General features: G+C 60.3%; 21 protein-coding genes. 20 read left to right on the top strand and 1 reads right to left on the bottom strand.

Annotation, left to right across the window (positions count from 1 at the left end):
- Nucleotides 1–80: 80 nt before the first annotated feature.
- From C1J04_RS13780 to C1J04_RS13750, 7 genes are all read left to right on the top strand, one after another.
- A complete protein-coding gene (locus tag C1J04_RS13780) occupies nt 81–848 on the top strand; it encodes an N-formylglutamate amidohydrolase (RefSeq protein ID WP_009825272.1) in 768 nt (255 codons plus the stop codon).
- Nucleotides 845–1,366, top strand: a complete 522-nt coding sequence (locus C1J04_RS13775) for a TRAP transporter small permease subunit (RefSeq protein ID WP_005849730.1) — start codon at nt 845–847, stop codon at nt 1,364–1,366. Before C1J04_RS13780 ends, C1J04_RS13775 begins: the two co-directional genes overlap by 4 nt.
- Entirely contained in the window at nt 1,356–2,681 is a 1,326-nt protein-coding gene (locus C1J04_RS13770) for a TRAP transporter large permease (RefSeq protein ID WP_005849728.1), read from the top strand. Before C1J04_RS13775 ends, C1J04_RS13770 begins: the two co-directional genes overlap by 11 nt.
- Before the next feature lie 67 nt (nt 2,682–2,748).
- Nucleotides 2,749–3,786: a TRAP transporter substrate-binding protein gene (locus tag C1J04_RS13765; protein WP_005849726.1), complete on the top strand. Its 1,038-nt coding sequence runs from the start codon at nt 2,749–2,751 to the stop codon at nt 3,784–3,786.
- A 73-nt stretch (nt 3,787–3,859) separates the two neighbouring features.
- Nucleotides 3,860–5,221, top strand: coding sequence for a glutamine synthetase family protein (locus C1J04_RS13760; protein ID WP_009825271.1), 1,362 nt, complete (start codon nt 3,860–3,862; stop codon nt 5,219–5,221).
- Between the two features lie 3 nt (nt 5,222–5,224).
- A complete protein-coding gene (locus C1J04_RS13755; RefSeq protein ID WP_009825270.1) occupies nt 5,225–6,601 on the top strand; it encodes an aldehyde dehydrogenase family protein in 1,377 nt (458 codons plus the stop codon).
- A gap of 5 nt (nt 6,602–6,606) precedes the next feature.
- Nucleotides 6,607–7,752 carry an iron-containing alcohol dehydrogenase gene (locus C1J04_RS13750; RefSeq protein WP_009825269.1) on the top strand — a complete coding sequence of 382 codons (1,146 nt, stop codon included), beginning with the start codon at nt 6,607–6,609 and terminating at the stop codon, nt 7,750–7,752.
- Between the two features lie 152 nt (nt 7,753–7,904).
- Here the strand turns inward: C1J04_RS13750 and C1J04_RS13745 are convergent, their stop codons facing one another.
- The gene (locus tag C1J04_RS13745) at nt 7,905–9,023 is read right to left on the bottom strand and encodes a Do family serine endopeptidase (RefSeq protein WP_037953887.1); all 1,119 of its coding nucleotides are present in this window, start codon (nt 9,021–9,023) and stop codon (nt 7,905–7,907) included.
- A 157-nt stretch (nt 9,024–9,180) separates the two neighbouring features.
- On the opposite strand from C1J04_RS13745, the gene C1J04_RS13740 reads away from it, so the two are divergent.
- The 13 genes from C1J04_RS13740 (at nt 9,181) to uvrC (ending at nt 22,266) form a co-directional block, all read left to right on the top strand.
- Entirely contained in the window at nt 9,181–9,852 is a 672-nt protein-coding gene (locus C1J04_RS13740; protein ID WP_009825267.1) for a winged helix-turn-helix domain-containing protein, read from the top strand.
- Nucleotides 9,849–11,192 (top strand): sensor histidine kinase, encoded by a 1,344-nt coding sequence (locus C1J04_RS13735; protein ID WP_009825266.1) that lies wholly within the window; start codon nt 9,849–9,851, stop codon nt 11,190–11,192. The genes C1J04_RS13740 and C1J04_RS13735 overlap by 4 nt, the downstream gene beginning before the upstream one ends.
- Before the next feature lie 111 nt (nt 11,193–11,303).
- Nucleotides 11,304–12,719: a cytochrome ubiquinol oxidase subunit I gene (locus tag C1J04_RS13730; protein ID WP_009825265.1), complete on the top strand. Its 1,416-nt coding sequence runs from the start codon at nt 11,304–11,306 to the stop codon at nt 12,717–12,719.
- A gap of 10 nt (nt 12,720–12,729) precedes the next feature.
- Nucleotides 12,730–13,737, top strand: coding sequence for a cytochrome d ubiquinol oxidase subunit II (cydB, locus tag C1J04_RS13725; RefSeq protein WP_005849712.1), 1,008 nt, complete (start codon nt 12,730–12,732; stop codon nt 13,735–13,737).
- Nucleotides 13,737–13,847 carry a DUF2474 family protein gene (locus tag C1J04_RS13720; RefSeq protein WP_009825264.1) on the top strand — a complete coding sequence of 37 codons (111 nt, stop codon included), beginning with the start codon at nt 13,737–13,739 and terminating at the stop codon, nt 13,845–13,847. The genes cydB and C1J04_RS13720 overlap by 1 nt, the downstream gene beginning before the upstream one ends.
- A gap of 120 nt (nt 13,848–13,967) precedes the next feature.
- Nucleotides 13,968–14,930: an NADPH:quinone oxidoreductase family protein gene (locus C1J04_RS13715; protein WP_009825263.1), complete on the top strand. Its 963-nt coding sequence runs from the start codon at nt 13,968–13,970 to the stop codon at nt 14,928–14,930.
- 139 nt (nt 14,931–15,069) lie between these two features.
- Nucleotides 15,070–15,594 carry a CoxG family protein gene (locus C1J04_RS13710; protein ID WP_009825262.1) on the top strand — a complete coding sequence of 175 codons (525 nt, stop codon included), beginning with the start codon at nt 15,070–15,072 and terminating at the stop codon, nt 15,592–15,594.
- Between the two features lie 65 nt (nt 15,595–15,659).
- A complete protein-coding gene (locus tag C1J04_RS13705; protein WP_009825261.1) occupies nt 15,660–16,589 on the top strand; it encodes an ABC transporter ATP-binding protein in 930 nt (309 codons plus the stop codon).
- Nucleotides 16,586–17,347 carry an ABC transporter permease gene (locus C1J04_RS13700; protein ID WP_005849702.1) on the top strand — a complete coding sequence of 254 codons (762 nt, stop codon included), beginning with the start codon at nt 16,586–16,588 and terminating at the stop codon, nt 17,345–17,347. Before C1J04_RS13705 ends, C1J04_RS13700 begins: the two co-directional genes overlap by 4 nt.
- A 52-nt stretch (nt 17,348–17,399) precedes the next feature.
- The gene (locus tag C1J04_RS13695; RefSeq protein WP_009825260.1) at nt 17,400–18,197 is read left to right on the top strand and encodes a S49 family peptidase; all 798 of its coding nucleotides are present in this window, start codon (nt 17,400–17,402) and stop codon (nt 18,195–18,197) included.
- Nucleotides 18,198–18,370: 173 nt separating this feature from the next.
- Nucleotides 18,371–19,324, top strand: a complete 954-nt coding sequence (locus C1J04_RS13690) for a calcium/sodium antiporter (protein ID WP_037953883.1) — start codon at nt 18,371–18,373, stop codon at nt 19,322–19,324.
- 12 nt (nt 19,325–19,336) lie between these two features.
- Nucleotides 19,337–20,116, top strand: a complete 780-nt coding sequence (locus C1J04_RS13685) for an SDR family oxidoreductase (protein WP_009825258.1) — start codon at nt 19,337–19,339, stop codon at nt 20,114–20,116.
- A gap of 284 nt (nt 20,117–20,400) precedes the next feature.
- Nucleotides 20,401–22,266, top strand: coding sequence for an excinuclease ABC subunit UvrC (gene uvrC / locus C1J04_RS13680; protein ID WP_009825257.1), 1,866 nt, complete (start codon nt 20,401–20,403; stop codon nt 22,264–22,266).
- Nucleotides 22,267–22,350 lie beyond the last annotated feature (84 nt).

The raw sequence follows: 22,350 nt of genomic DNA, 5'->3' as shown, positions 1-22,350 counted from the left end.
GAAGCAAAGATTACAGAAAAAATCTTGACAGGCTAGAAAATTCTGTAGTGATTGTGAGGCAACAAGACGATAGGGGCACCGTGACCAATACCGACTGGAATGCCGTAAACATCGTGAACCCGCAGGGGCAGGGGGGCTGGCTGTTGGTGTGTGAGCACGCCTCGCGCCGGATACCCGATGCGCTGGAAGGGTTGGGGTTGTCCCCTGCGGCAAGCTGTTCGCACGCCGCGTGGGACATCGGCGCGCTGGATGTGGCGCACGCGCTGTCAGATGCCCTGGACGCGCCTTTGGTGGCCGGTGACATTTCCCGTCTGGTCTATGATTGCAACCGCCCGCTTGACGCCCCGGACTGTATTCCGGCGCGCAGCGAGATCTATGACATCCCCGGAAATGCCGCTTTGGACGGTGCCGGACGGCAGCAGCGTTTTGACCAAGTGCATACGCCGTTTCACGATGCGGTCGCCCGTGTTCGCGAAAGCTGGCAGCCCGCCCAAGCCGCGCCGGTGCTGGTCACGATCCACAGCTTTACGCCTGTCTATAACGGGGCGACCCGCGCGGTTGAACTCGGCTTTCTTTACCACGCGCAGCCCGCCGCCGCGGAGGCAGTGCTAGCGGTTGAACAGGCGCGGGGGCGCTATGCGTCGGCGCTGAACGAACCCTATGCCGCGACGGACGGCGTGACCTATACGCTTGAAAAACATGGCGAGGCGCAGGCGCTGCCCGCCGTGATGATCGAGATTCGCAATGATCTGATCGATACACCCGAAAAAGCGCAGGCCATGGCGCGGCATCTGGCCGAAAGCCTGACCCAAGCCTTTCCCATCCCCGACAGCGAGGCTGCAGAATGAACGCGATGCGCAGATATATCCGGGTGGTCGACGGCTTTAATTATGGCCTTGGCAGGATCATGATGTACGGGATTTTCGTGCTCATGGGGATCTTGCTGTGGTCGTCCTATAACAAGACCTTCGCCTCGCCGCAGATCTGGACGCTGGAAATGGCGCAGTTCGTGATGGTGGGCTATTACATCCTTGGCGGGCCTTATGCTTTGCAGATGGGCGCGAACGTGCGGATGGACCTGTTCTATGCCGAATTGACCCCGCGCAAGAAGGCCTGGACGGACTGTATCACCGTCTTTTTCCTGCTGATCTATCTGGTGATCCTGCTGTGGGGCGGTATCGAATCCACGATGTATTCGTTCAAATACGGGGGGGAGCGCAGCCCGACCGCGTGGCGCCCCTATATGTGGCCGGTCAAAGTGACCATGTGCATCGGCATCACCCTGATGCTGCTTCAAGCTGTCTCTGAACTGTTCAAGGACATCCTTTTCCTCAAATCGGCAGAGGAGACCCGCGATGCCCTATGAGTTGATCGCCATCCTGATGTTTTCGACCATGATGCTGATGCTGCTGACCGGACAGCGGGTGTTCGGGGCCATCGGCTTTGTCGCGGTGATTGCGGCGCTGTTTCTTTGGGGGGATCGCGGCGGCTATGACATCGGGTTCTCTGCCGCGATCAAGCTGATGCGTTGGTATCCGCTGCTGACCCTGCCGATGTTCATCTTCATGGGGTACGTGCTGTCGGAAAGTAAAATTGCCGACGATCTATATAAAATGTTTCACGTGTGGATGGGCGGTCTGCGCGGCGGGCTGGCCATCGGGACGATCGGGCTGATGGTGCTGATCTCTGCCATGAACGGCCTGTCGGTGGCGGGCATGGCGATTGGGGCCACGATTGCGCTGCCCGAGCTGTTGAAACGCAATTATGACAAGCTGATGGTGACAGGGGTCATTCAGGCGGGGTCCAGCCTTGGCATCCTTGTGCCGCCGTCGGTCGTGCTGGTGCTGTATGCGATGATCGCGCGGCAACCTGTGGGGCAATTGTGGCTGGCCGGCGCGATCCCGGGGCTGATGATGGCCACGATGTTCATCATCTATATCGCCATCCGCTGCCGCCTGAACCCCGATCTGGGCCCCGCCCTTTCCGCCGAGGAACGCGATGTGGGCTGGCCCGAAAAGCTGCGCTTGCTGCGCGCGGGCCTGCTGCCTGTGGTGATCTTTGCCGTGATGATGGTGCCCTTTGTGAACGGCTGGACCTCGCTTGTCGAAAGCTCTGCCATTGGTGCGATTGCGGCCTTCCTCGCTGCCGTGCTCAAGGGGCGGATGACGCGGGCGGTGTTCGAGACTTCGGTGCGCCAGACCCTTGCGATCACTTGCATGTTCATGTGGATAATCCTCGCCGCGCTGGCCTTTGGTGCGGTGTTCGACGGGCTTGGGGCGGTCAAGGCGATTGAAAACCTGTTTACCGAACAATGGGGCCTGAACCCTTGGGTGATCCTGATCCTGATGCAACTGTCGTTTCTGGTCATGGGGACGTTTCTGGACGACACGGCGATGCTGGTTATCGTGGCCCCGCTTTACGTGCCGCTGGTGGGTGCGCTCGGGTTCGATCTTGTGTGGTATGGTGTGCTTTATACGATCACCTGCCAGATCGCCTATATGACGCCGCCCTTTGGTTATAACCTGTTCCTGATGCGCGCCATGGCCCCGCCAGAGATCACGATCCGCGATATCTACCGGTCGATCATCCCCTTTGTCGGGGTCATGGTGCTGGCGCTCGCGGTGGTCATGATCTTCCCGCAGATCGCGCTTTGGCTGCCGGACTATGTCTATGGAAAATAAGCATTAACAACCAAGCGGTCAGAGCAACTGGCCCTTTTCATCCCAACCCCAACAAGGAGTATGAGACATGACAACAAGACGTAAGTTCCTGAAAGGTGCCGCCGTTGCCGGTCCGGCAACCCTTGCCGCACCATCGATCCTGCACGCCCAAGAGCCGATCCGCTGGCGTTTCCAGACCTATGCGGGGTCTGCACTTGGCGAAGAGGTGACGAAACCCGCCATCGACGCGATCAACGCCGCTGCTCAAGGTGAGCTGGAAATCGAGCTGTTCTACGCCGACCAGATCGTCCCCACGGGCGAGCTGTTCCAGGCGCTGCAACGCGGCACCATCGACGGCGTGCACTCGGATGATGACTCCATGGCGTCGCCCACGCCTGTCCGGTCCTTCGGCGGGTATTTCCCGCTGGCGACGAAACACGCGCTCGACGTGCCGGTGCTGTTCAATCAATACGGTCTGGCAGACATCTGGCGCGAGGAATACGCCAAGGTTGGCGTGCACTGGCTGTCTGCGGCGGGGCAAGACCCGTGTAACTTCAACACCGTCAAGCCGATCAAATCGCTGGCCGATATGGACGGGCTGAAGCTTTATACCTTCCCGACGGCGGGTCGCTTCCTGTCGCAATTCGGCGTCGTGCCGGTCAACATCCCTTACGAGGATGCGGAAGTCGCGGTGCAGACGGGCGAGCTGGACGGTATGGCGTGGTCGGGCATCACCGAAGACTACACCGTGGGCTGGGCCGATGTGACCAACTACTTCTGCACCAACAACATCTCGGGGGCGTGGATCGGGTCGTTCTTCGTCAACGCAGAGAAATGGGCAGAGCTGCCGGATCACCTCAAGCAGATCGTGAACTCCGCGATCGAGGCGAGCCACACCTACCGCAACCAATGGTACTGGGGCGGCGAGGCGCGCCTGCGTGCATCGGGTGAGAAGCTGGAGCTGACATCCGTACCGCAGGACGAATGGAAAGTGGTCGAGGAGGCGGCGGTGAAATTCTGGGACGAGATGGCGGAAGAAGGCGAAACCGCCGCCAAGATCGTGCAGATTTTCCGCGACTATAACAACGTCATCTCGAAAGCGGGCCCGCCCTATACTTTCGGCTGATCCGACTTTGACATCATGACCATCGGGGCGGCGCATCTGTGCCGCCCCCTCACATCAAAAGGGACGTTTGCAGATGGGCAACCTTACTTTCGACACGCTCAAGGACCTGGCCGCCAAAGGCGAGGTGGACACGGTGCTGGTGGCACTGGTGGACATGCAGGGCCGCCTGATGGGCAAGCGTTTTCACGTCACGAATTTCATCGATCATTCCCATGCGGAAACGCATTGCTGCAACTATCTGCTGGCAACCGATCTGGTAATGTCCACGCCCGAGGGCTTTGCCTCGACCAGCTGGGAAACCGGCTATGGCGACTATGTGCTGCGCCCCGATCTGTCGACCATGCGCCATGTGCCGTGGCTGGACAAAACCGTGCTGGTGCTTGGCGACGTGCTGGATCACCACACCCACGAACCTGTCTCCCATTCGCCGCGCGCCATGCTGCAAAAGCAGATCGCCCGACTGGACGCGCTTGGCTTTGATGCGATGATGGCGACCGAGCTTGAGTTCTTTTTGTTCGAAGGCGACTACCGCACCTTGCAGAAAGAGAAATACGCCAATCTCGTGCCCCTGAACGGCCACAACGAAGATTACTGCCTGTTCCAGACCACGAAAGAGGAAAGCTTCCTCCAGCCGCTGCGCAACCATCTGGTGGGGGCGGGGATTCCGGTCGAATGCACAAAGGGCGAGGCCGAGGTCGGCCAGCAAGAGCTTAACATCCGCTATGCCGATGCGCTGGCCTGTGCCGATCATCACACGATTTCGAAACAAGCGGTGAAAGAGATCGCCTATCAGCAGGGTTTCTCGGCCTCCTTCCTGCCCAAGTGGTCGGCGGATAAGGTGGGGTCGTCCAGCCACGTGCATATGTCGCTGTGGAAAGACGGCACGCCCGCGTTCTATGACAAGGACGCCAAGCTGGGGATGTCGCAGATGATGCAGCATTTCATGGCCGGTCTGATCGCCTATGCCCCTGATATCACCTATTTCTTCGCGCCCTATATCAACAGCTACAAACGCTTTGCCAAAGGCACCTTTGCGCCTACGAAAACCGTTTGGTCTGTCGATAACCGCACCGCGGGCTTCCGGCTGTGTGGCGATGGCACCAAGGGGATTCGCGTTGAATGTCGCATTGGCGGGTCTGACCTGAACCCCTATCTGGCGCAGGCTGTGCTGCTTGCGGCAGGGCTGAAGGGGATCGAGGAAAAGCTGCCTTTGCAAGAGCCGACGATGGGCGATGTCTACGAAGACGCCAACGTCACCGAAATCCCCCGCACCCTGCGTGCCGCGACCCGAACGCTGCGCAACTCTGCCATGCTGCGCGAGGCCCTTGGCGACGACGTGGTTGACCACTACACCCGCGCAGCCGAATGGGAGCAGGAGGAATACGACAGGGTCGTGACCGACTGGGAAATCAACCGCGGATTTGAGCGAGCATAAACCATGACAAACACTTTGAAATGTATCTCACCGATTGACGGATCGGTTTACCTTGAACGCCCTGTGCTGTCGCTGGATGCGGCACGCGATGTCTGCACCCGCGCCAAGGCAGCACAAGGCGCATGGGCCGCGCGCCCCTTGGCCGAACGTGTCCAACTGGTGCGCGATGCCATTGCCCAGGTGGGCAAAACCACCGATCGTATGGCGCAGGAACTGGCGCATCAGATGGGCCGTCCGGTGCGTTATGGCGGCGAGTTTGGCGGCTTTGCCGAGCGCGGCAACTATATGGCCGACATCGCCGAAAAGGCGTTGGCCCCGACGATTGTCGAAGACAGCGACAAGGCCACCCGCAAGATCACCCGCGAGGCGCGCGGCGTTGTGCTGGTCGTGGCCCCGTGGAACTACCCCTATATGACGGCGATCAACACGGTCGCGCCAGCGCTGATCGCGGGGAATACCGTGGTGCTGAAACACGCCACCCAAACCCTGCAAGTGGGTGAACGTCTGGCCGAAGCTTTCCACGCCGCAGGCATCCCCGACGATGTCTTCCAGAACGTCTTTCTTGATCACGACACCACCTCGGCGCTGATCGCTGAACGGCAGTTCGGGTTCGTGAACTTCACCGGCTCGGTCGGGGGCGGCAAGGCGATGGAGGTAGCCGCCGCAGGCACCTTCACTCCCGTCGCGACGGAACTGGGGGGCAAAGACCCCGGCTATGTGCGCGCCGACGCGGATGTGGATGCCGCCGTTGACGGGCTGATGGATGGGGCGATGTTCAACGCGGGGCAGTGCTGCTGCGGGATCGAACGGATTTATGTGCACGAAAGCCTGTATGATGCCTTTGTCGAAAAGGCTGTGGCTTGGGTCAATGCGCTCAAGCTTGGCAACCCGCTTGAGGCGGATACCGATATCGGCCCCATGGCGAACGTCCGTTTCGCCGCCGAGGTGCGCGCCCAGATATCCGAGGCCGTCGCCGCCGGTGCGACCGCGCTGATCGATACCTTTGAGGCGGATGACGGCGGTGCGTATCTCACGCCGCAGATCCTGACCAACGTCACCCACGACATGCGCGTGATGCGCGACGAAAGCTTTGGCCCCGTCGTCGGCATCATGCCCGTCAAGGACGACGCCGAAGCAATTGCGCTGATGAACGACTGCCAGTTCGGCCTGACCGCCGCGATCTTTACCAAGGATGCGGATGCCGCCGATGCCATCGGCGCGCAGCTGGAAACCGGCACCGTGTTCATGAACCGCTGCGATTACCTTGATCCGGCCCTGTGCTGGACCGGCTGCAAGGACACAGGGCAGGGCGCGGGCCTGTCCGAGCTTGGCTATCAGGCGCTGACGCGCCCCAAATCTTACCACCTGAAAAAGGCTTGATCCTTATGGCACTGCAAAACAACTGGTCCTACCCCACCGCCATCCGCTTTGGCGCGGGCCGTATTTCTGAAATCGGAGAGGCCTGCGTGGCCACGGGGATGAAAAACCCCTTGCTGGTGACGGACAAGGGCCTTGCCTCGATGGAGATCACGACCCGCACGCTGGACCTGCTGGACGGCGCAGGCTTTGGCCGCGCGATGTTCTCGGAAGTGGACGCAAACCCGACCGAGCTGAACCTTGAGGCAGGGCTGAAGGTCTACCGCGAGGGCGGGCACGATGGTGTGATCGCCTTTGGCGGTGGCTCCGGCCTTGATCTGGGCAAGATGGTCGCCTTCATGGCGGGACAGTCGCGGCCTGTGTGGGATTACGAGGATGTGGGCGATTGGTGGACCCGCGCCGATGCCGACGCCATCGCGCCGATCATCGCCGTGCCGACCACGGCGGGCACCGGATCTGAGGTGGGGCGCGCGTCGGTGCTGACCAACTCTGAAACCCATGTGAAAAAGATCATTTTCCACCCCAAAGTGCTGCCCAGCATCGTGATCTGCGACCCCGAGCTGACGGTGGGGATGCCCAAGCATATCACCGCAGGCACCGGCCTTGATGCCTTTGCCCATTGCGTCGAGGCGTTCAGCAGCCCGCATTACCACCCCATGTCGCAAGGTATCGCGCTGGAGGGCATGCGGCTGGTCATCGACTATCTGCCGCGCGCCTATGCAGACGGCAACGACATCGAAGCGCGCGCGCAGCTTATGTCGGCGGCGGCGATGGGGGCGACGGCGTTCCAGAAAGGTCTGGGCGCGATCCACGCCATGAGCCACCCGATCGGCGCGGTGTTCAACACGCACCACGGCACCACCAATGCGGTCTGCATGCCCGCGGTGCTGGACCTGAACGAGCCTGAAATCCGCGACCGCTTTGACCGCGCGGCAGGGTATCTGGGGATCGACGGCGGCTATGACGGCTTCCGCGCCTTCGTGCAGAAGTTCAACGACAGCTTCGGTATCCCGCGCAAACTGTCGGAAATGGGCGTGAGCGCTGACCGGATCGACGATCTGGTCGCGATGGCGCTTGAAGACCCGTCTTGCGGTGGCAACCCTGTGACCTTGACCACCGAAAACCTGCGCAAGCTGTTCGAGGCGACAATCTAAACCTCCGTAGAAGGCCCAAAAGAAAACCACCCCCGACGGTCTACGTCGGAGGTGGTCTGCCGCACCGGGGGGACGGGCGGTGGGGCCCGCCGCGTTGGGGAACGCGGTCGGGCAAATCCAGCAGGGAACGAGGTAAGCCCGCTGGAAGACGCTTACGCTTTTTGATCGGCCAATGTGCCGATGGTGACCGTCCGCGTGACCTCTTTGCCCTTGTGCAGGACCATGACCTCGGCTTTGGCTTCCGGATCGGTTTCGGCCACAGCGCGGGTCAGGTCGCGCAGTTCCTTGATCTCTGTGTCGTCGAACGACAGGATGATATCACCTTTCTCAAGACCCGCTTTCTTGGCCGGGCTGTCATCGCCGATGGCTTCGATCACCGCCCCTTTCGGCGCGTCCAGCCCCAGCACCTGCGCGACCTCTGCCGTCATCGGGCGGATTTGTACGCCAAGCCAGCCGCGGGTGATTTCCCCGTCGTCAGACAGGTCGGCCACGATGTCCTGCACCAGATCGGATGGTACTGAAAAGCCGATCCCGACAGAGCCGCCATCAGGCGACAGGATCGCGGTGTTCACGCCAATTACCTCGCCCGCGTTATTGAAAAGCGGCCCGCCGGAGTTGCCACGGTTGATCGCCGCATCGGTCTGGATAAAGTCATCATAGGGGCCCGCGTTGATATTGCGCGACTTGGCCGAGATGATGCCGGTGGTGACCGTGCCACCCAGACCAAACGGGTTGCCCATGGCGACCACCTCGTCGCCGACGCGCATGCTATCGGAAGACCCGAATTTCACCGCCGGAAGGTCCACATCCGCTTCGACCTTGAGCACGGCAATATCTGTCAGCACATCGCTGCCGACCACCTTGGCGTCAAAGCTGCGGCCATCGGCCAGCTTGACCTTGACCGTGTCGGCACCGGCGACAACGTGGTTGTTCGTCACGATCGATCCGTCCTTGGACACGATAAAGCCCGATCCAAGCCCGTGCATCGGCTGTGCGCCAGCCGGTCCTTGCGGCATCAGCTGCTCAAAACGTTTGCGCAGTTCCTCTGGCATGCCTTCGGGCAGTTGCACCTGCGCGCTGGCCTGCTCTGCCGTGCCGGTCACCTCGATGAAGACAACAGCGGGTGAGATTTGTTCGACCAGATCGGCATAGCCGCCGGCGGGCACCGCCAGAGCCGCCGTCGGGGCAAGCGTCATGGCCGAGGTAGAGGCAAGGGCCGCTGCGAGCACAAAGGGTGCTGCGCGGCGGGGGGAGGAGAAAAGAGATGTCATGCGTGTTTCCTTCGTCTTTAGGGATGACACCCAAATGGCAGCCCATTCTAACAGCGGGTTTTTGCGGGCTATACAAATGTGTAAACTGGTCTCTCGCAGGTGGCAGCACGCCCTATATCAGGTATCGAAGGATCAAAGCCGCAATGGACCATTGTATATGAAACTGCTTGTCGTCGAAGATGATGCCACCACCGGAACCTATATCGCGCGGGGGTTGCGCGAAGAAGGGCATACCGTTGATCTTGTCGCTGAAGGGCGCGAGGGGCTGATACAGGCGACCTCGGGGGCTTACGACGTGCTGATCGTCGACCGGATGTTGCCAGAGATCGACGGGCTGACGATGGTCAAGACCTTGCGTGGCGCGGGTAACCTGACGCCGGTGCTGTTTCTGACCGCCATGGGCAGCGTCGATGACCGTATCAGCGGGTTGAACGCGGGCGGCGACGACTATCTGGTCAAACCCTTCGCCTTTGGCGAGCTTTCGGCGCGAGTCACCGCCCTCGCACGGCGCCCCCAAGCGATGGAGCAGGAAACCGTGCTGCGTGCAGGCGATCTTGAAATGCAACTGATCACCCGCAAGGTGACCCGCGCCGGACAGGAGATCGACCTGCTGCCCCGTGAATTCGCGCTGCTTGAACATCTGCTGCGTCGAAAGGGCAGGGTGCAGACCCGGACCATGTTGCTTGAAGCGGTCTGGGACATCAGCTTTGACCCGATGACCAACGTTGTCGAAACCCACATCAGCCGTTTGCGGGCCAAGGTGGACAAACCCTTTGATCGCGAGCTGATCCAGACCGTGCGCGGTGCCGGCTACCGGATCGACGGATGACCGCGCGGCTGGCGCAGCTTTGGCGGTCCATGCCGGTGCGGTTGGCGCTGCTGCTGGTCTTGCTGTTCTCGACCGTCAGTCTGATGGGGTTGGCGGCCAGCTATGCGGTGACGCAGAATTCGTTTGAAACCGCGATCCGTGCGGATCTTGAACAGGATATCGCGGGCTTTCGCGCGGCCCCCAATGCCCGCGCCGTGGCCCTGCTGGTGGACGCTGAATCGCGCGACGCCGATCCCAGCCGCGTTGTGCTCAGCTATATCACCCCGTCGGGGCGTATCTATGGCAACGGGGCCATCGCGCGGGATGACGAAGGCTATCATATCGTGTCGCTGGCCGAGGGGCGGGCCGAATATGACGGGGTCTACCTGTCGCTGACAACGCCTCTTTATGGCGGGCAGCTGACCGTCGCCCGCAGCCGCGCACAGATCGAAGGGCTGCGCACGGTGTTCCTGAATATCCTGCTGATCAGCCTGCTACCCACGGTGCTGGTCGCCTTGTCGGGCGGGCTTTATCTGGCGCGGCGCAGCAAGCGGCATGTGGATGTCATCGGGCGCACGCTGGATGACCTGACGACCGGCGATCTTGCCGCGCGGGTGACCGTGTCGCCGGGGTGGGCCGATGATCTGCAACGTATCGGCAGCAAAGTGAACCAGATGGCAGGCGCACAAGAGGCGCAGACCCAGATGCTGCGGCAGGTATCGTCGGACATTGCCCATGACCTCAAGACGCCGATCCAGCGCGTCGCGGTGCATCTGGACGATCTGGCGCGCAGCCTGCCCGAAGACACCGACGAAGGGATCTTGCTGGCCAAGGCGCAAGAGGAGGTCGCGGGCATCGCTTCGGTCTTTCAATCGCTGCTACAGATTGCTTCGGTCGAGGCAGGGTCGCCCAAGACGCATTTTGCGTCTGTCGATCTGAACCAGCTTTGCGAGACCCTCACCGAAGTGTACGAGCCCGCCGCCGCGGCCAAGCAGCAGCGGTTGCACAGTGCCGTGCCCGACGCGCAAATCACCGTCTCGGGCGATAAGAACCTGTTGGGGCAGGTGATGTCGAACCTGCTGGAAAACGCCATGCGCCACACGCCCGAGGGCAGCGAGATCACGCTGACGCTTTCCCGCACGCAGGGGCGGCCTGTGATCGAGGTCGCCGACAATGGCCCCGGCATCCCCGAAGACGCGCGCGACAAAGTGCTGCGCCGCTTGTACCGATTGGATGCCAGCCGCCACACGCCGGGCAACGGTCTGGGGCTCAGCCTTGTGGAGGGGGTGGTAAAACTGCACGGCGGGCAGATCGCGCTGCTGGACAACGCGCCGGGGCTTCTTGTGCGCATCACCCTATAGCACGTCCGGCTTCTGCGGCGATTTGAGCATGTGACTTATGGGGGGTGCAGCGCTATCTAGGGTGTAAGGGCCGAAACCCGTTGTTTTTGGCCATTCACTACGAGGTACGACATGCTTGATGGGTTTTCCGCCGAGGTTCTGGCACGGGTCCAATTCGCCTTTACCGTTTCGTTTCACATTATCTTTCCGGCGTTCTCGATCGGGTTGGCCAGCTTTCTGGCGGTGGTGAATGCGCTTTGGCTATGGACCAAGGACGAAACCTATAGGGTGCTTTTCGACTACTGGAAAAAGATCTTTGCCGTGGCCTTTGGCATGGGCGTCGTGTCGGGTATTGTGATGTCCTATCAATTCGGGACCAACTGGTCGGTCTTCTCTGACAAGGCGGGGCCGGTGGTCGGGCCGCTGATGGCCTATGAGGTGCTGTCGGCCTTCTTCCTAGAGGCCGGCTTTCTGGGCATCATGCTGTTTGGTCTGAAACGGGTCGGGCCAGGCCTGCATATGTTCGCCACAGCGATGGTGGCCTTTGGCACGTTGCTTTCGGCCACTTGGATCCTGTCGGTGAACAGCTGGATGCAGACCCCTGCGGGCTATGGCTTTAACGATGTGGGGCAGTTCATTCCGCTGGATTGGTGGAAGATCGTCTTCAACCCGTCGTTCCCCTACCGTTTGCTGCATATGGTGCTGGCGGCTTATCTGACGACGGCGCTGGTTGTGGGCGCTGTGGGTGCGTGGCATTTGCTGAAGGACAATCAGGGGCCTGCGTCGCGGCGCATGTTCTCTATGGCGATGTGGATGCTGCTGCTGGTCACCCCCTTGCAGATCGCGGCAGGGGATTTCCACGGCATCAACACGCTAGAGCATCAGCCCGCCAAGGTCATGGCGATGGAGGGGCATTTCGACAGCCACCCCGACGGCGCGCCGCTGATCCTGTTCGGCATCCCCAATCAGGCAGAAAAACGGGTCGATTACGCCGTCGAGGTGCCAAAACTGTCGTCGCTGATCCTCAAGCATGACCTGAACGCGCCGCTGGCCGGGCTGGACACGATCCCTGACGAGGACGAGCCGCCGGTTGCCATCGTCTTTTTCTCGTTCCGGGTGATGGTGGGGCTTGGTTTTGCCATGCTGGGCTTTGGCCTTTGGGGCGGGATCGCGCGCTGGCGCGGGATGCTGCACAGCTCGCGCTGGTTGCATCGGGCGGCGATTGTCATGGGGCCGATGGGCTTTGTCGCGGTGCTGGCCGGGTGGATCACGACCGAGGTCGGACGTCAGCCCTTTACCGTCTACGGGCTGCTGCGCACCAGTGACAGCCTTGCGCCAGTCAGCGCGCCTGCGGTTGGTGCATCGTTGATCTCTTTCATCGTGGTCTATTTCTTCGTCTTCGGGGCGGGGGTTTTCTATATCCTCGGGCTGATGCGCAAACGCCCCCATGTGGGCGCGCAAGGAGAGATCACCGACGGGCCGGTGCGGGCGGCGGGGACGACTCCGGTGGCGCAGGACAAGACCCAAGACATAGCAGCGTCAGAGTAGGAGACAGCAGATGTTTGGATTAGAGCTTTCGTTTATCTGGGCCGGCATCATCGCACTTGCGGTGCTGATCTATGTCATCCTCGACGGGTTCGACCTTGGGGTCGGGCTGTTGTTCCCGCTGTCCAAGGACGAGGGCGAACGTGATGTGATGATGAACTCTGTCGCGCCTATCTGGGACGGCAATGAAACTTGGCTGGTTCTGGGCGGCGGCGGTTTGTTCGCCGTCTTCCCGCTGGCCTATGCCACGGTGATGCCCGCGCTTTATATGCCGATCATCCTGATGCTGCTGGGGCTGGTCTTTCGCGGCGTCGCCTTTGAATACCGCTGGCGCACGGTGCGGGGCAAACATCTGTGGGATATTTCGTTCTTCGGGGGCTCGCTGGTGGCCTCCATGTGTCAGGGGATCGCGCTTGGCGCGCTGGTGCAGGGGATCGAGATCGAGAATCGCGCCTATGCCGGCGGCTGGTGGGACTGGCTGACGCCCTTCTCTGTCCTGACCGGTTTCGCGGTGACCGTCGGCTATGCGATGCTGGGCGCGACCTGGCTGAACATGAAGCTCGAAGGGCGTATTCAGGCGCATATGCGGCGGCTGGCCTGGCCCTTTGCCATCGCAACACTGGTGTTCATGGGGCTCGTCAGCCTTTGGACGCCCTTCCTGAATGACGCTTTCTTTGGCCGCTGGTTCGCCTTTCCGACCGCGATCTTCAGCTTTCTGGTGCCTGCCTTGGTGGCCGCGGCCGTCTATGGGCTGTTCCACGGGCTGCAACGTCATTGGGACGTGACGCCGTTCCTCTGCGCGCTGGCGCTGTTCGTGCTGGGCTTTATCGGGATCGGGATCAGCTTCTACCCCTATATCGTGCCTTCGTCCCTGACCATCGTCGAGGCCGCGGCACCAGATAGCAGTCTCAAGTTCGCCTTGGTCGGCACTTTGGTCCTGCTGCCGATGATCCTGTCTTACACGATCTATACCTACTGGGTGTTCCGCGGGAAGATCGACCCCGAAGAGGGTTACCACTGATGCGACGCAACTGGATGACACGCACCGGGTGGTTTGTCCTGATCTGGGTGCTGAGCGTCGCAGCGCTTGGGCTGGTGGCCTATGTGATCCGATTGATGATCATGCCCTAAGGGGGGGGATGGCGGGGTCGGGCATCTGCCGCTGGGTAATTTCACAAGGGTCGGGGCAAGGGGGTTGCAAAGCCGCCAATGCTCTGGCCCTTGTGCGTGAAATAGCAAAAGGATCCCCCGATGCGCGCCATGCAAGTCACCGCCTATGACCAGCCCCTGTCCGAGCAAGAGCTGGAAATGCCCGTCCCCGCCGCTGGCGAAGTGTTGATCAAGGTCGATGCCTGCGGGTTGAACTTTGGTGACCTGCTGATGATCAAGGGGACCTATCAGCAAAAGCCGGATCTGCCCTTTACGCTGGGGATGGAGCTTTCGGGCAGCGTCGCCGCCGTGGGGGAGGGCGTGACCGATCTGGCCGTTGGTCAACGTATCGCTGCCTATAGCGGCCTGTTGGGGCTGGCCGAATATGCCGCCATTCCCGCCAATGTCTGCGTGCCGATCCCCGACGATATGCCGGCCGAGGATGCTGCGGCGTTTCTTGTGGCCTATGGCACCAGCCATGTGGCGTTGGACTATAAGGCGCGGCTGCAACCGGGGGAACGTCTGCTGGTGCTGGGGGCATCAGGCGGGGTCGGGCTGACAGCAGTAGAGCTGGGCAAGCTCATGGGGGCAGAGGTCATCGCCTGCGCCCGTGGTGCGGCCAAGCTGGAGATTTGCCGCGCTGCCGGGGCCGACCATCTGATCGATTCAGAAACCGATGACATCCGCGAGGTGGTGAAATCCTTGGGCGGGGCAGATGTGGTCTATGACCCGATCGGCGGCGACCAGTTCAAGGCAGCGCTGCGGGCCTGCAACCCCGAGGCCCGCATCCTGCCGCTTGGGTTTGCCTCGGGCGAGGTGCCGCAGATCCCTGCCAATATCCTGCTGGTCAAGAATATCGACGTGCTGGGTTTTTTCTGGGGGGGGTACAAGAATTTCAAACCGCAGGTGCTGACAGACAGCTTCAAGGTGCTGATCGACTGGTATAGCGCGGGCAAGCTGAAACCCCATGTGAGTCACGTGCTGCCGCTGGATCAAGCGAACGAAGCGCTGGATTTGCTGCGCACGCGCAAGGCGACGGGCAAGGTCATCGTACGGGTCAGCTAGGGTCTGCGTTTTATTGGCGATGTGGCGACTGTTGAGGTCTTTAGCGGCCCTATCGCAAAAGCTGGACCCGCGCGTTTGACCTTGGCGTTGCCAATTGATGTGCGCTAGGTTGTCGCAAAGCCATCAACGGAGAGCCCCCATGAAAATGTCAGAGACCCGCCAGATCGCAGCCAGCCCGGCAGAGGTATATGCCGCGCTGCTGGACCCTGACATGCTGATCAAATGCGTCCCCGGCGCAACCGAGGTGACCGGTTCGCCGCAAGAAGGGTTCGAGGCGACCGTGGTGCAGAAGGTCGGCCCCGTCAAAGCCACGTTCAAGGGGCAGGTCACCATGACCGATATGGTGCCCGACCAGTCGATCAAGATCAGCGGCGAAGGCAAAGGCGGTGCTGCGGGCTTTGCCAAGGGCGAGGCGGACGTGACGTTGGCTGCTGTCGATGGCGGGACCGAGCTTTCCTATGACGTCGAGGCCAAGGTCGGCGGCAAGCTTGCGCAGCTTGGCAGCCGGATCATCGACGGGTTTGCCAAAAAGATGGCGGACCAGTTCTTTAACAATCTGCAAGAAACGCTTGAGGGCCCAGCCGAAGATGCGCCGGCGGAAGCGGCAGAGGCAGCGGATGCACCAGCCGAGAAAAAGGGCTGGTTCGGCCGCAGCAAAAGCTGACGGGTAGGGCCTGTTCACTTTGGAATAATCAGTCTAGTTTCCGGCCAACAACACCGGAGACGCCCATGCCTGACATCGTAAAGATCACCGACCTGCGCAAGGCCTATGCAGATGGGTTCGAGGCGCTGAAAGGCGTGTCGCTGAACATCCGAGAGGGCGAAATCCTTGCCCTGCTTGGGCCCAATGGCGCAGGGAAAACAACACTTATTTCAACCATTTGCGGGATCACGACCGGCACAGGCGGTAGCGTCACTGTGGGCGGTTTCGACACGGTAAACGACTACCGTGGTGCGCGGTCGATGATCGGGCTGGTACCGCAAGAGATCAACCTTGAACCCTTTGAAAAAGTCATCAGCACTGTGCGTTTCTCGCGCGGGTTGTTTGGGAAACCCAAGGATGATGCAGCAGTTGAAAAGATCCTGCGGCAGCTATCGCTGTGGGACAAGAAAGACAGCCAGATCCGCGCCTTGTCGGGCGGGATGAAACGTCGTGTCTTGATTGCCAAGGCTTTGGCGCATGAGCCCCGCGTCCTGTTCTTGGACGAACCCACCGCCGGCGTCGACGTAGAGCTGCGCCGCGATATGTGGAACATCGTCGCGGACCTGAAGGCCAGCGGCGTGACCATCATCCTCACCACCCACTATATTGAGGAAGCCGAGGCGATTGCCGACCGGATTGGTGTGATCGCCCACGGCGAGCTGCTGCTGGTCGAGGATAAAGACACGTTGATGTCACGCATGGGGAAAAAGCAGTTGGTGGTGCAACTAACCCAACCGATTGACGCGATCCCCGACAGTCTTGTCTCTGACGCGCTGACCCTGTCCGACGACGGGCACGCGCTGATCTATTCCTATGACACGCGGGCAGAGCGGACGGGCATCACCAAGCTCTTGTCCGATGTGGCGGCCGCGGGGCTTGTGCTGTCTGATCTTGAGACGTCGCAAAGCAGTCTTGAGGATATTTTTGTCGATCTGGTCAAGGAGGACGCGGCATGAACTGGATCGCTGTCAAATCCATCTACACGTTTGAAATGGCGCGCTTCTTTCGCACCATCACGCAGAGTCTGATCTCTCCGGTGTTGTCGACATCGCTGTATTTCGTCGTGTTCGGCGCGGCGATCGGCAGCCGCATCCAAGAGGTCGAAGGCATCAGCTATGGCGCGTTCATCGTACCGGGGCTGATCATGCTGAGCGTGATCACGCAGTCGATCTCGAACGCGTCCTTTGGCATCTATTTCCCCAAGTTCATCGGCACCGTGTTCGAACTTTTATCCGCGCCGGTTAACTTTATTGAAATTGTCTGTGGCTATGTCGGGGCCGCGGCGACCAAGGCACTGTTTATCGGGGTGATCATCCTGCTCACGGCGTTCTTCTTTGTGGACATCACCATTCAGCATCCGATCTGGATGGTGGCCTTTCTGGTGCTGACCTGCATCAGCTTTTCGCTGATGGGCTTCATCATCGGGATCTGGGCGGGCAACTTTGAACAGTTGCAGCTTGTGCCGCTGTTGATTGTGACGCCCTTGGTCTTCCTTGGGGGATCGTTCTATTCGATTTCTATGCTGCCGCCGGTGTGGCAGGTGATCTCTCACTTTAACCCGGTGGTGTATCTGATCTCGGGCTTCCGCTGGGCCTTCTTCGGATCGGCGGATGTGCCGATTGTGACGAGCCTTTTGGCCATCGCGGGCTTTACGGCGCTTTGTCTTGCGGTGATCGGTTGGATTTTCCGTACCGGCTGGCGGATTAGGCAGTAAGTATCGGGTGCCCTCCTTGTTTGCAGGTATGGTGCACTCTACATGGGAAGGTATGAGAAAATACCTTCCCTTCTTGGCCTCCCGTCCGACGGTTTCCGTGGTGCGACTGTCCGGCGTGATCGGGGGCCGCACCCGTGGTGGCCTGAACGACAGCGGCATTGGCCCCGCCATCGACAAAGCATTCAACCGCGGCAAACCTGCGGCTGTGGTTTTGGAAATCAGCAGTCCCGGCGGTAGCCCGGTGCAATCGTCGCTGATCGGCGCGCGCATCCGGCGTCTGGCCGACGAAAAGAACATCCCCGTCATCGCCTTTGTCGAAGATGTCGCGGCCTCTGGCGGATATTGGCTGGCCGCGGCTGCGGATGAAATCTATGCCGATCCCAGTTCCGTTCTGGGGTCCATCGGTGTGATCTCGGCGTCTTTTGGTGCGGATGAATTTATCCAACGCCACGGGGTAGAGCGGCGGGTTTATACTGCGGGCCAGTCCAAATCCATGCTCGACCCGTTCCGCCCTGAAAAGCCCGAAGATGTCGCGCGGTTGAAGCAACTGCTGGAGGATATCCACGGGAACTTTATCGATCACGTCACATCACGCCGCGGGAGCAAGCTTTCCTCTGACACTGACCTGTTCACCGGAGAGGTCTGGCTGGCGAAACGCGCCACCGAGCTGGGGCTGATCGACGGCATCGGCCACCTGCGCCCGATGATCAAGCAACGCTTTGGCGACAAGGTGAAGTTCAACCGCTACGGCACCAAAAAGGGGCTGCTGTCCCGCTTTGGTGCGCAGATCATCGGCGACGCGGTCGACAGTATTGAAGAGCGCGCGGCCTATGCGCGGTTCGGGCTCTGACGCATGGTCTTTAAGATTGTCTTATTGTTTCTGGTCGCCATGGGCACGCTCGCATGGTTTGGAAAGATGCACTGGCTGGGCGGTAAGCGCCTGAGCCAGAAGAAATGTAATAATTGTGGACGCTATCGCATTGGGAAATCTCCCTGCGGATGCGGGGGTAAACGCGGATGATTATGCCTTGGGTTCTAAGTGTTTTGGGGCTGGTGATTTTGTTGCTGGCCGGGGATGCGTTGGTTAAGGGGGCGGTTAACCTGTCCCTGCGCCTCGGCGTGCCCGCTTTGATCGTCAGCCTGACGATTGTGGCGTTCGGGACGTCTGCGCCCGAATTGCTGGTGTCGATCAAGGCGGTGTTGGATGATTCACCTGGGATCGCATTGGGCAATGTCGTGGGGTCGAACACCGCGAACATCCTGCTGGTGCTCGGGGTGCCCGCCTTGCTGGCAACGATGCACACGTCAGAGTGTAGCACGCGCAAGACGTTCAACATGATGATTGCGGCTTCGGTGTTGTTCATCGGGCTGGCGTATCGTGGCGTTTTCGATTTCTGGGCGGGTTTCGTGTTGCTGGGGGCCTTGGCCTATGTGCTGTACGACATGTACCGCGACAGCAAAGAGCATCGCCGCGAATGTAAAAATGCTGCCGCCGCGGACCTAGAAGAGCCCGAAGGGGCCGATCCCGATATGCCGGGCTGGCGCATCGCGGTATTCCTTGTGCTCGGGTTGGTGGGTTTGCCCCTCGGGGCGGGGCTGCTGGTGGATAATGCGTCCATAATCGCGCGCGCCTACGGTGTGAGCGATACGGTCATCGGGCTGACGCTGGTGGCGATCGGAACCTCGATGCCCGAACTCGCCACGACTGTCATGGCTGCGCTGCGTCGTCAGGCTGATGTCGCCTTGGGTAACGTGATCGGGTCCAACCTGTTCAACCTGCTGGGCATTATCGGTATCGCGAGCCTTGTAGGGCCGATCCATGTTGATCCGGAATTCCTGCGGTTCGATCTGTGGGTCATGCTGGGGGCGTCGCTGCTGTTGATCCCCTTTGTGTATCTGGGGCGTGACATCAACCGCATCTGGGGCATCGTTCTATGTGCCGTCTATGCGGGCTATATGGCGGCTGTTCTGATCTAAAAGAGGTGCGGTATGAAACACGCGTTGGTAACCGGCGCCGGAGCCCGCTTGGGGCGTGCGATGGCGCTATATCTCGGGGATCGCGGGTACGACGTTGCGGTGCATTACAACAGCTCGTCCGACGGTGCAGACGAGGTTGTCTCGGAGTTGAAGGCAAAGGGGCGGCAGGCTGTCGCCCTGCAAGCCGATCTGCTGGACGAGACCGCGACGCATGATCTGCTGCCACGCGCGGCAGGGGCACTTGGCGGGCCGATCACCTGCCTTGTGAACAACGCGTCGATTTTTGAGTACGACAACATTTCTACCGCGACAGAGGAAAGCTGGAACCGCCATATCGGCAGCAACCTGCGGGCACCTTTCATTCTGACGCAGGCCATGGCCGCGCAAGGCTTGGCGCCTGAGACTGACGCACAGGGCGAGCCCGTCGCCGTTGGGCTGATCATCAATATGCTGGACCAGCGTGTGCGCAAGCTCACGCCGGAGTTCATGACATATACCATCGGAAAAATGGGGTTGTGGGCGCTGACCCAGACATCTTCCCAAGCACTGGCACCGGCGATACGGGTCAATGCAATCGGTCCGGGGCCGACCCTGAAGGGGGCCAAGCAGACCGACGAACACTTTGCGCGACAGCGGTCCAAGGTGATTCTCGAACGGGGGGCGAATCCCCGCGATATTACCGCTGCATTGGGCTATTTCCTTGATGCGCCGTCGGTCACGGGGCAGTTGATCTGCACTGACGGGGGGCAGCACCTAGGCTGGAAAACCCCCGACGCGCAAGGCCTAGAATAGGCTTTCCACGCAAGTTGTGCACCGCGGTCACATCGGTAACAAAACCGTTACAAAAAGGGGCGTGTTTTCAGTGGGTTGGAAAGTGTTAATAAAAATATCATCTAAAATCAATGACTTGCATATATGCCTAAAAATTAGGCAAACGCCGGAAGCCCCATTAATACATGGGAAAATCCGCGCTGTTTGAAAGTTATCTGCAAGGTTATCCACAAGAGTCGTGGGTATGTTTAATCTTGTCCTACCGCTAACACTGTTGCAGCCAAAAGGTCCGAACGCTCGAATCAATGTCAGACGCTAACGAAAAACCGAAAACCGGCCATGAGGTGATTCAATCGTACCTGAAAACGATTGATGGCTCTCCTGGTGTGTACCGGATGCTCGATTCGGAAAGCCGTGTCCTTTACGTGGGCAAGGCGCGGAATTTGCGGGCGCGGGTGAGCAACTACGCGCGGCCGTCGGGTCATTCAGGCCGGATCGCGCGGATGATATCAAACACCGCGTCGATGATGTTTCTGACCACGAAGACAGAGACCGAGGCGTTGCTGCTTGAACAGAACCTGATCAAACAGCTCAAGCCGAAATTCAACGTGCTGCTGCGCGATGACAAGAGCTTTCCCAATATTCTGGTCACGGCCACGCATGATTATCCGCAGATCAAAAAGCACCGTGGGGCCAAAAAGGAAAAGGGCAATTACTACGGGCCCTTCGCCAGCGCCGGTGCGGTGAACCGCACGCTGAACCAGCTGCAACGGGTGTTCCTGCTGCGCGATTGCTCTGACGCGATGTTCGAAAGCCGCTCGCGTCCTTGCTTGCAGCATCAGATCAAGCGGTGCTCTGCCCCCTGTGTGGGTAAGATTTCGCCCGAAGAATATCGCAAGACGGTGCAGGACGCGGAGAAATTTCTCAACGGTAAGTCCACCGATATTCAGGGCCGGCTGGCGACCGAGATGGCCGAGGCGTCAGAGGCGATGGAGTTTGAACGCGCCGCCGCCCTGCGCGACCGGATCAAGGCGCTGACGCAGGTGCAAACGGCGCAGGGGATCAACCCGCAAGGCGTTGCGGAAGCGGATATTATCGCGCTGCACCTGGATCAGGGGCAGGCTTGCGTGCAGGTCTTCTTTATCCGCGCCAACCAGAACTGGGGGAACCGCGACTACTATCCCCGTGTGGGCCCCGATGTGGATGCCGCCGAGGTGCTGGAAGCCTTTATCGGTCAGTTCTATGACACCCGCGAACCGCCGCGCCAGTTGATCCTGTCGAACGACATCGAAAGTCCCGATCTGATGGTCGAGGCGCTGTCGGGGAAGCTGGGGCGTAAAGTTGATATCGTGGTCCCCAAACGTGGCGAAAAAGCAGAGCTGGTCGATGGGGCGCTGCGCAATGCGCGCGAATCTCTGGCGCGTAAACTGGCAGAGACAGCGACCCAGACGAACCTTCTTAAAGGTATCGCTGACGCCTTTGATCTGCCTGCACCGCCGCAACGGATCGAGGTCTACGATAACTCCCACATCCAGGGGACGAACGCGGTTGGCGGTATGATTGTCGCCGGCCCCGACGGGATGATGAAAAACCAGTACCGCAAGTTCAACATTCGCGGTGATGACCTGACGCCGGGGGATGACTTTGGCATGATGAAAGAGGTGCTGACCCGCCGTTTCAAACGGTTGCTCAAGGAAGACCCGGACCGCAAGCTTGGCATGTGGCCCGACCTGTTGTTGATCGACGGTGGTGCAGGGCAGGTGAGTGCTGTGGCGTCCATCATGCGCGAATACGGGGTCGAGGATATTCCGATGGTCGGCGTGGCCAAAGGTGTGGATCGTGATGCGGGCAAAGAGGAATTTTACCGCGTCGGCGAGCGCCCGATGGCCTTGCGGCATAATGATCCGGTTTTGTATTTCATCCAGCGTTTGCGCGACGAAGCCCACCGTTTCGCCATCGGCACCCACCGCGCCAAACGTGCCAAGGCCGTGGGGGCGACGCCCCTTGATGACGTGCCCGGCGTCGGTGCCGCCCGCAAACGCGCGCTGCTGGCCCATTTCGGGTCAGCCAAGGCCGTTGGTCGCGCGAACTTGAGCGACTTGAAGGCCGTCGACGGGGTGTCGGTTGCGTTGGCCGAACGGATTTATGCGTTTTTCCACGAACGCGGATAGCCCGAAATTTCAGCCTTCGGGCACGTGTTGGGGGCAGGACGCTCCGCGGGGAGTTTATTTTGCAAAATGAAGGCGATATCTTGG

The organism is Sulfitobacter sp. SK025, assembly GCF_003352105.1.
Taxonomy (GTDB): domain Bacteria; phylum Pseudomonadota; class Alphaproteobacteria; order Rhodobacterales; family Rhodobacteraceae; genus Sulfitobacter; species Sulfitobacter pontiacus.
The sequence above is the reverse complement of the archived record's forward strand: the minus strand, read 5'-3'. Positions and strand labels throughout refer to the sequence as shown.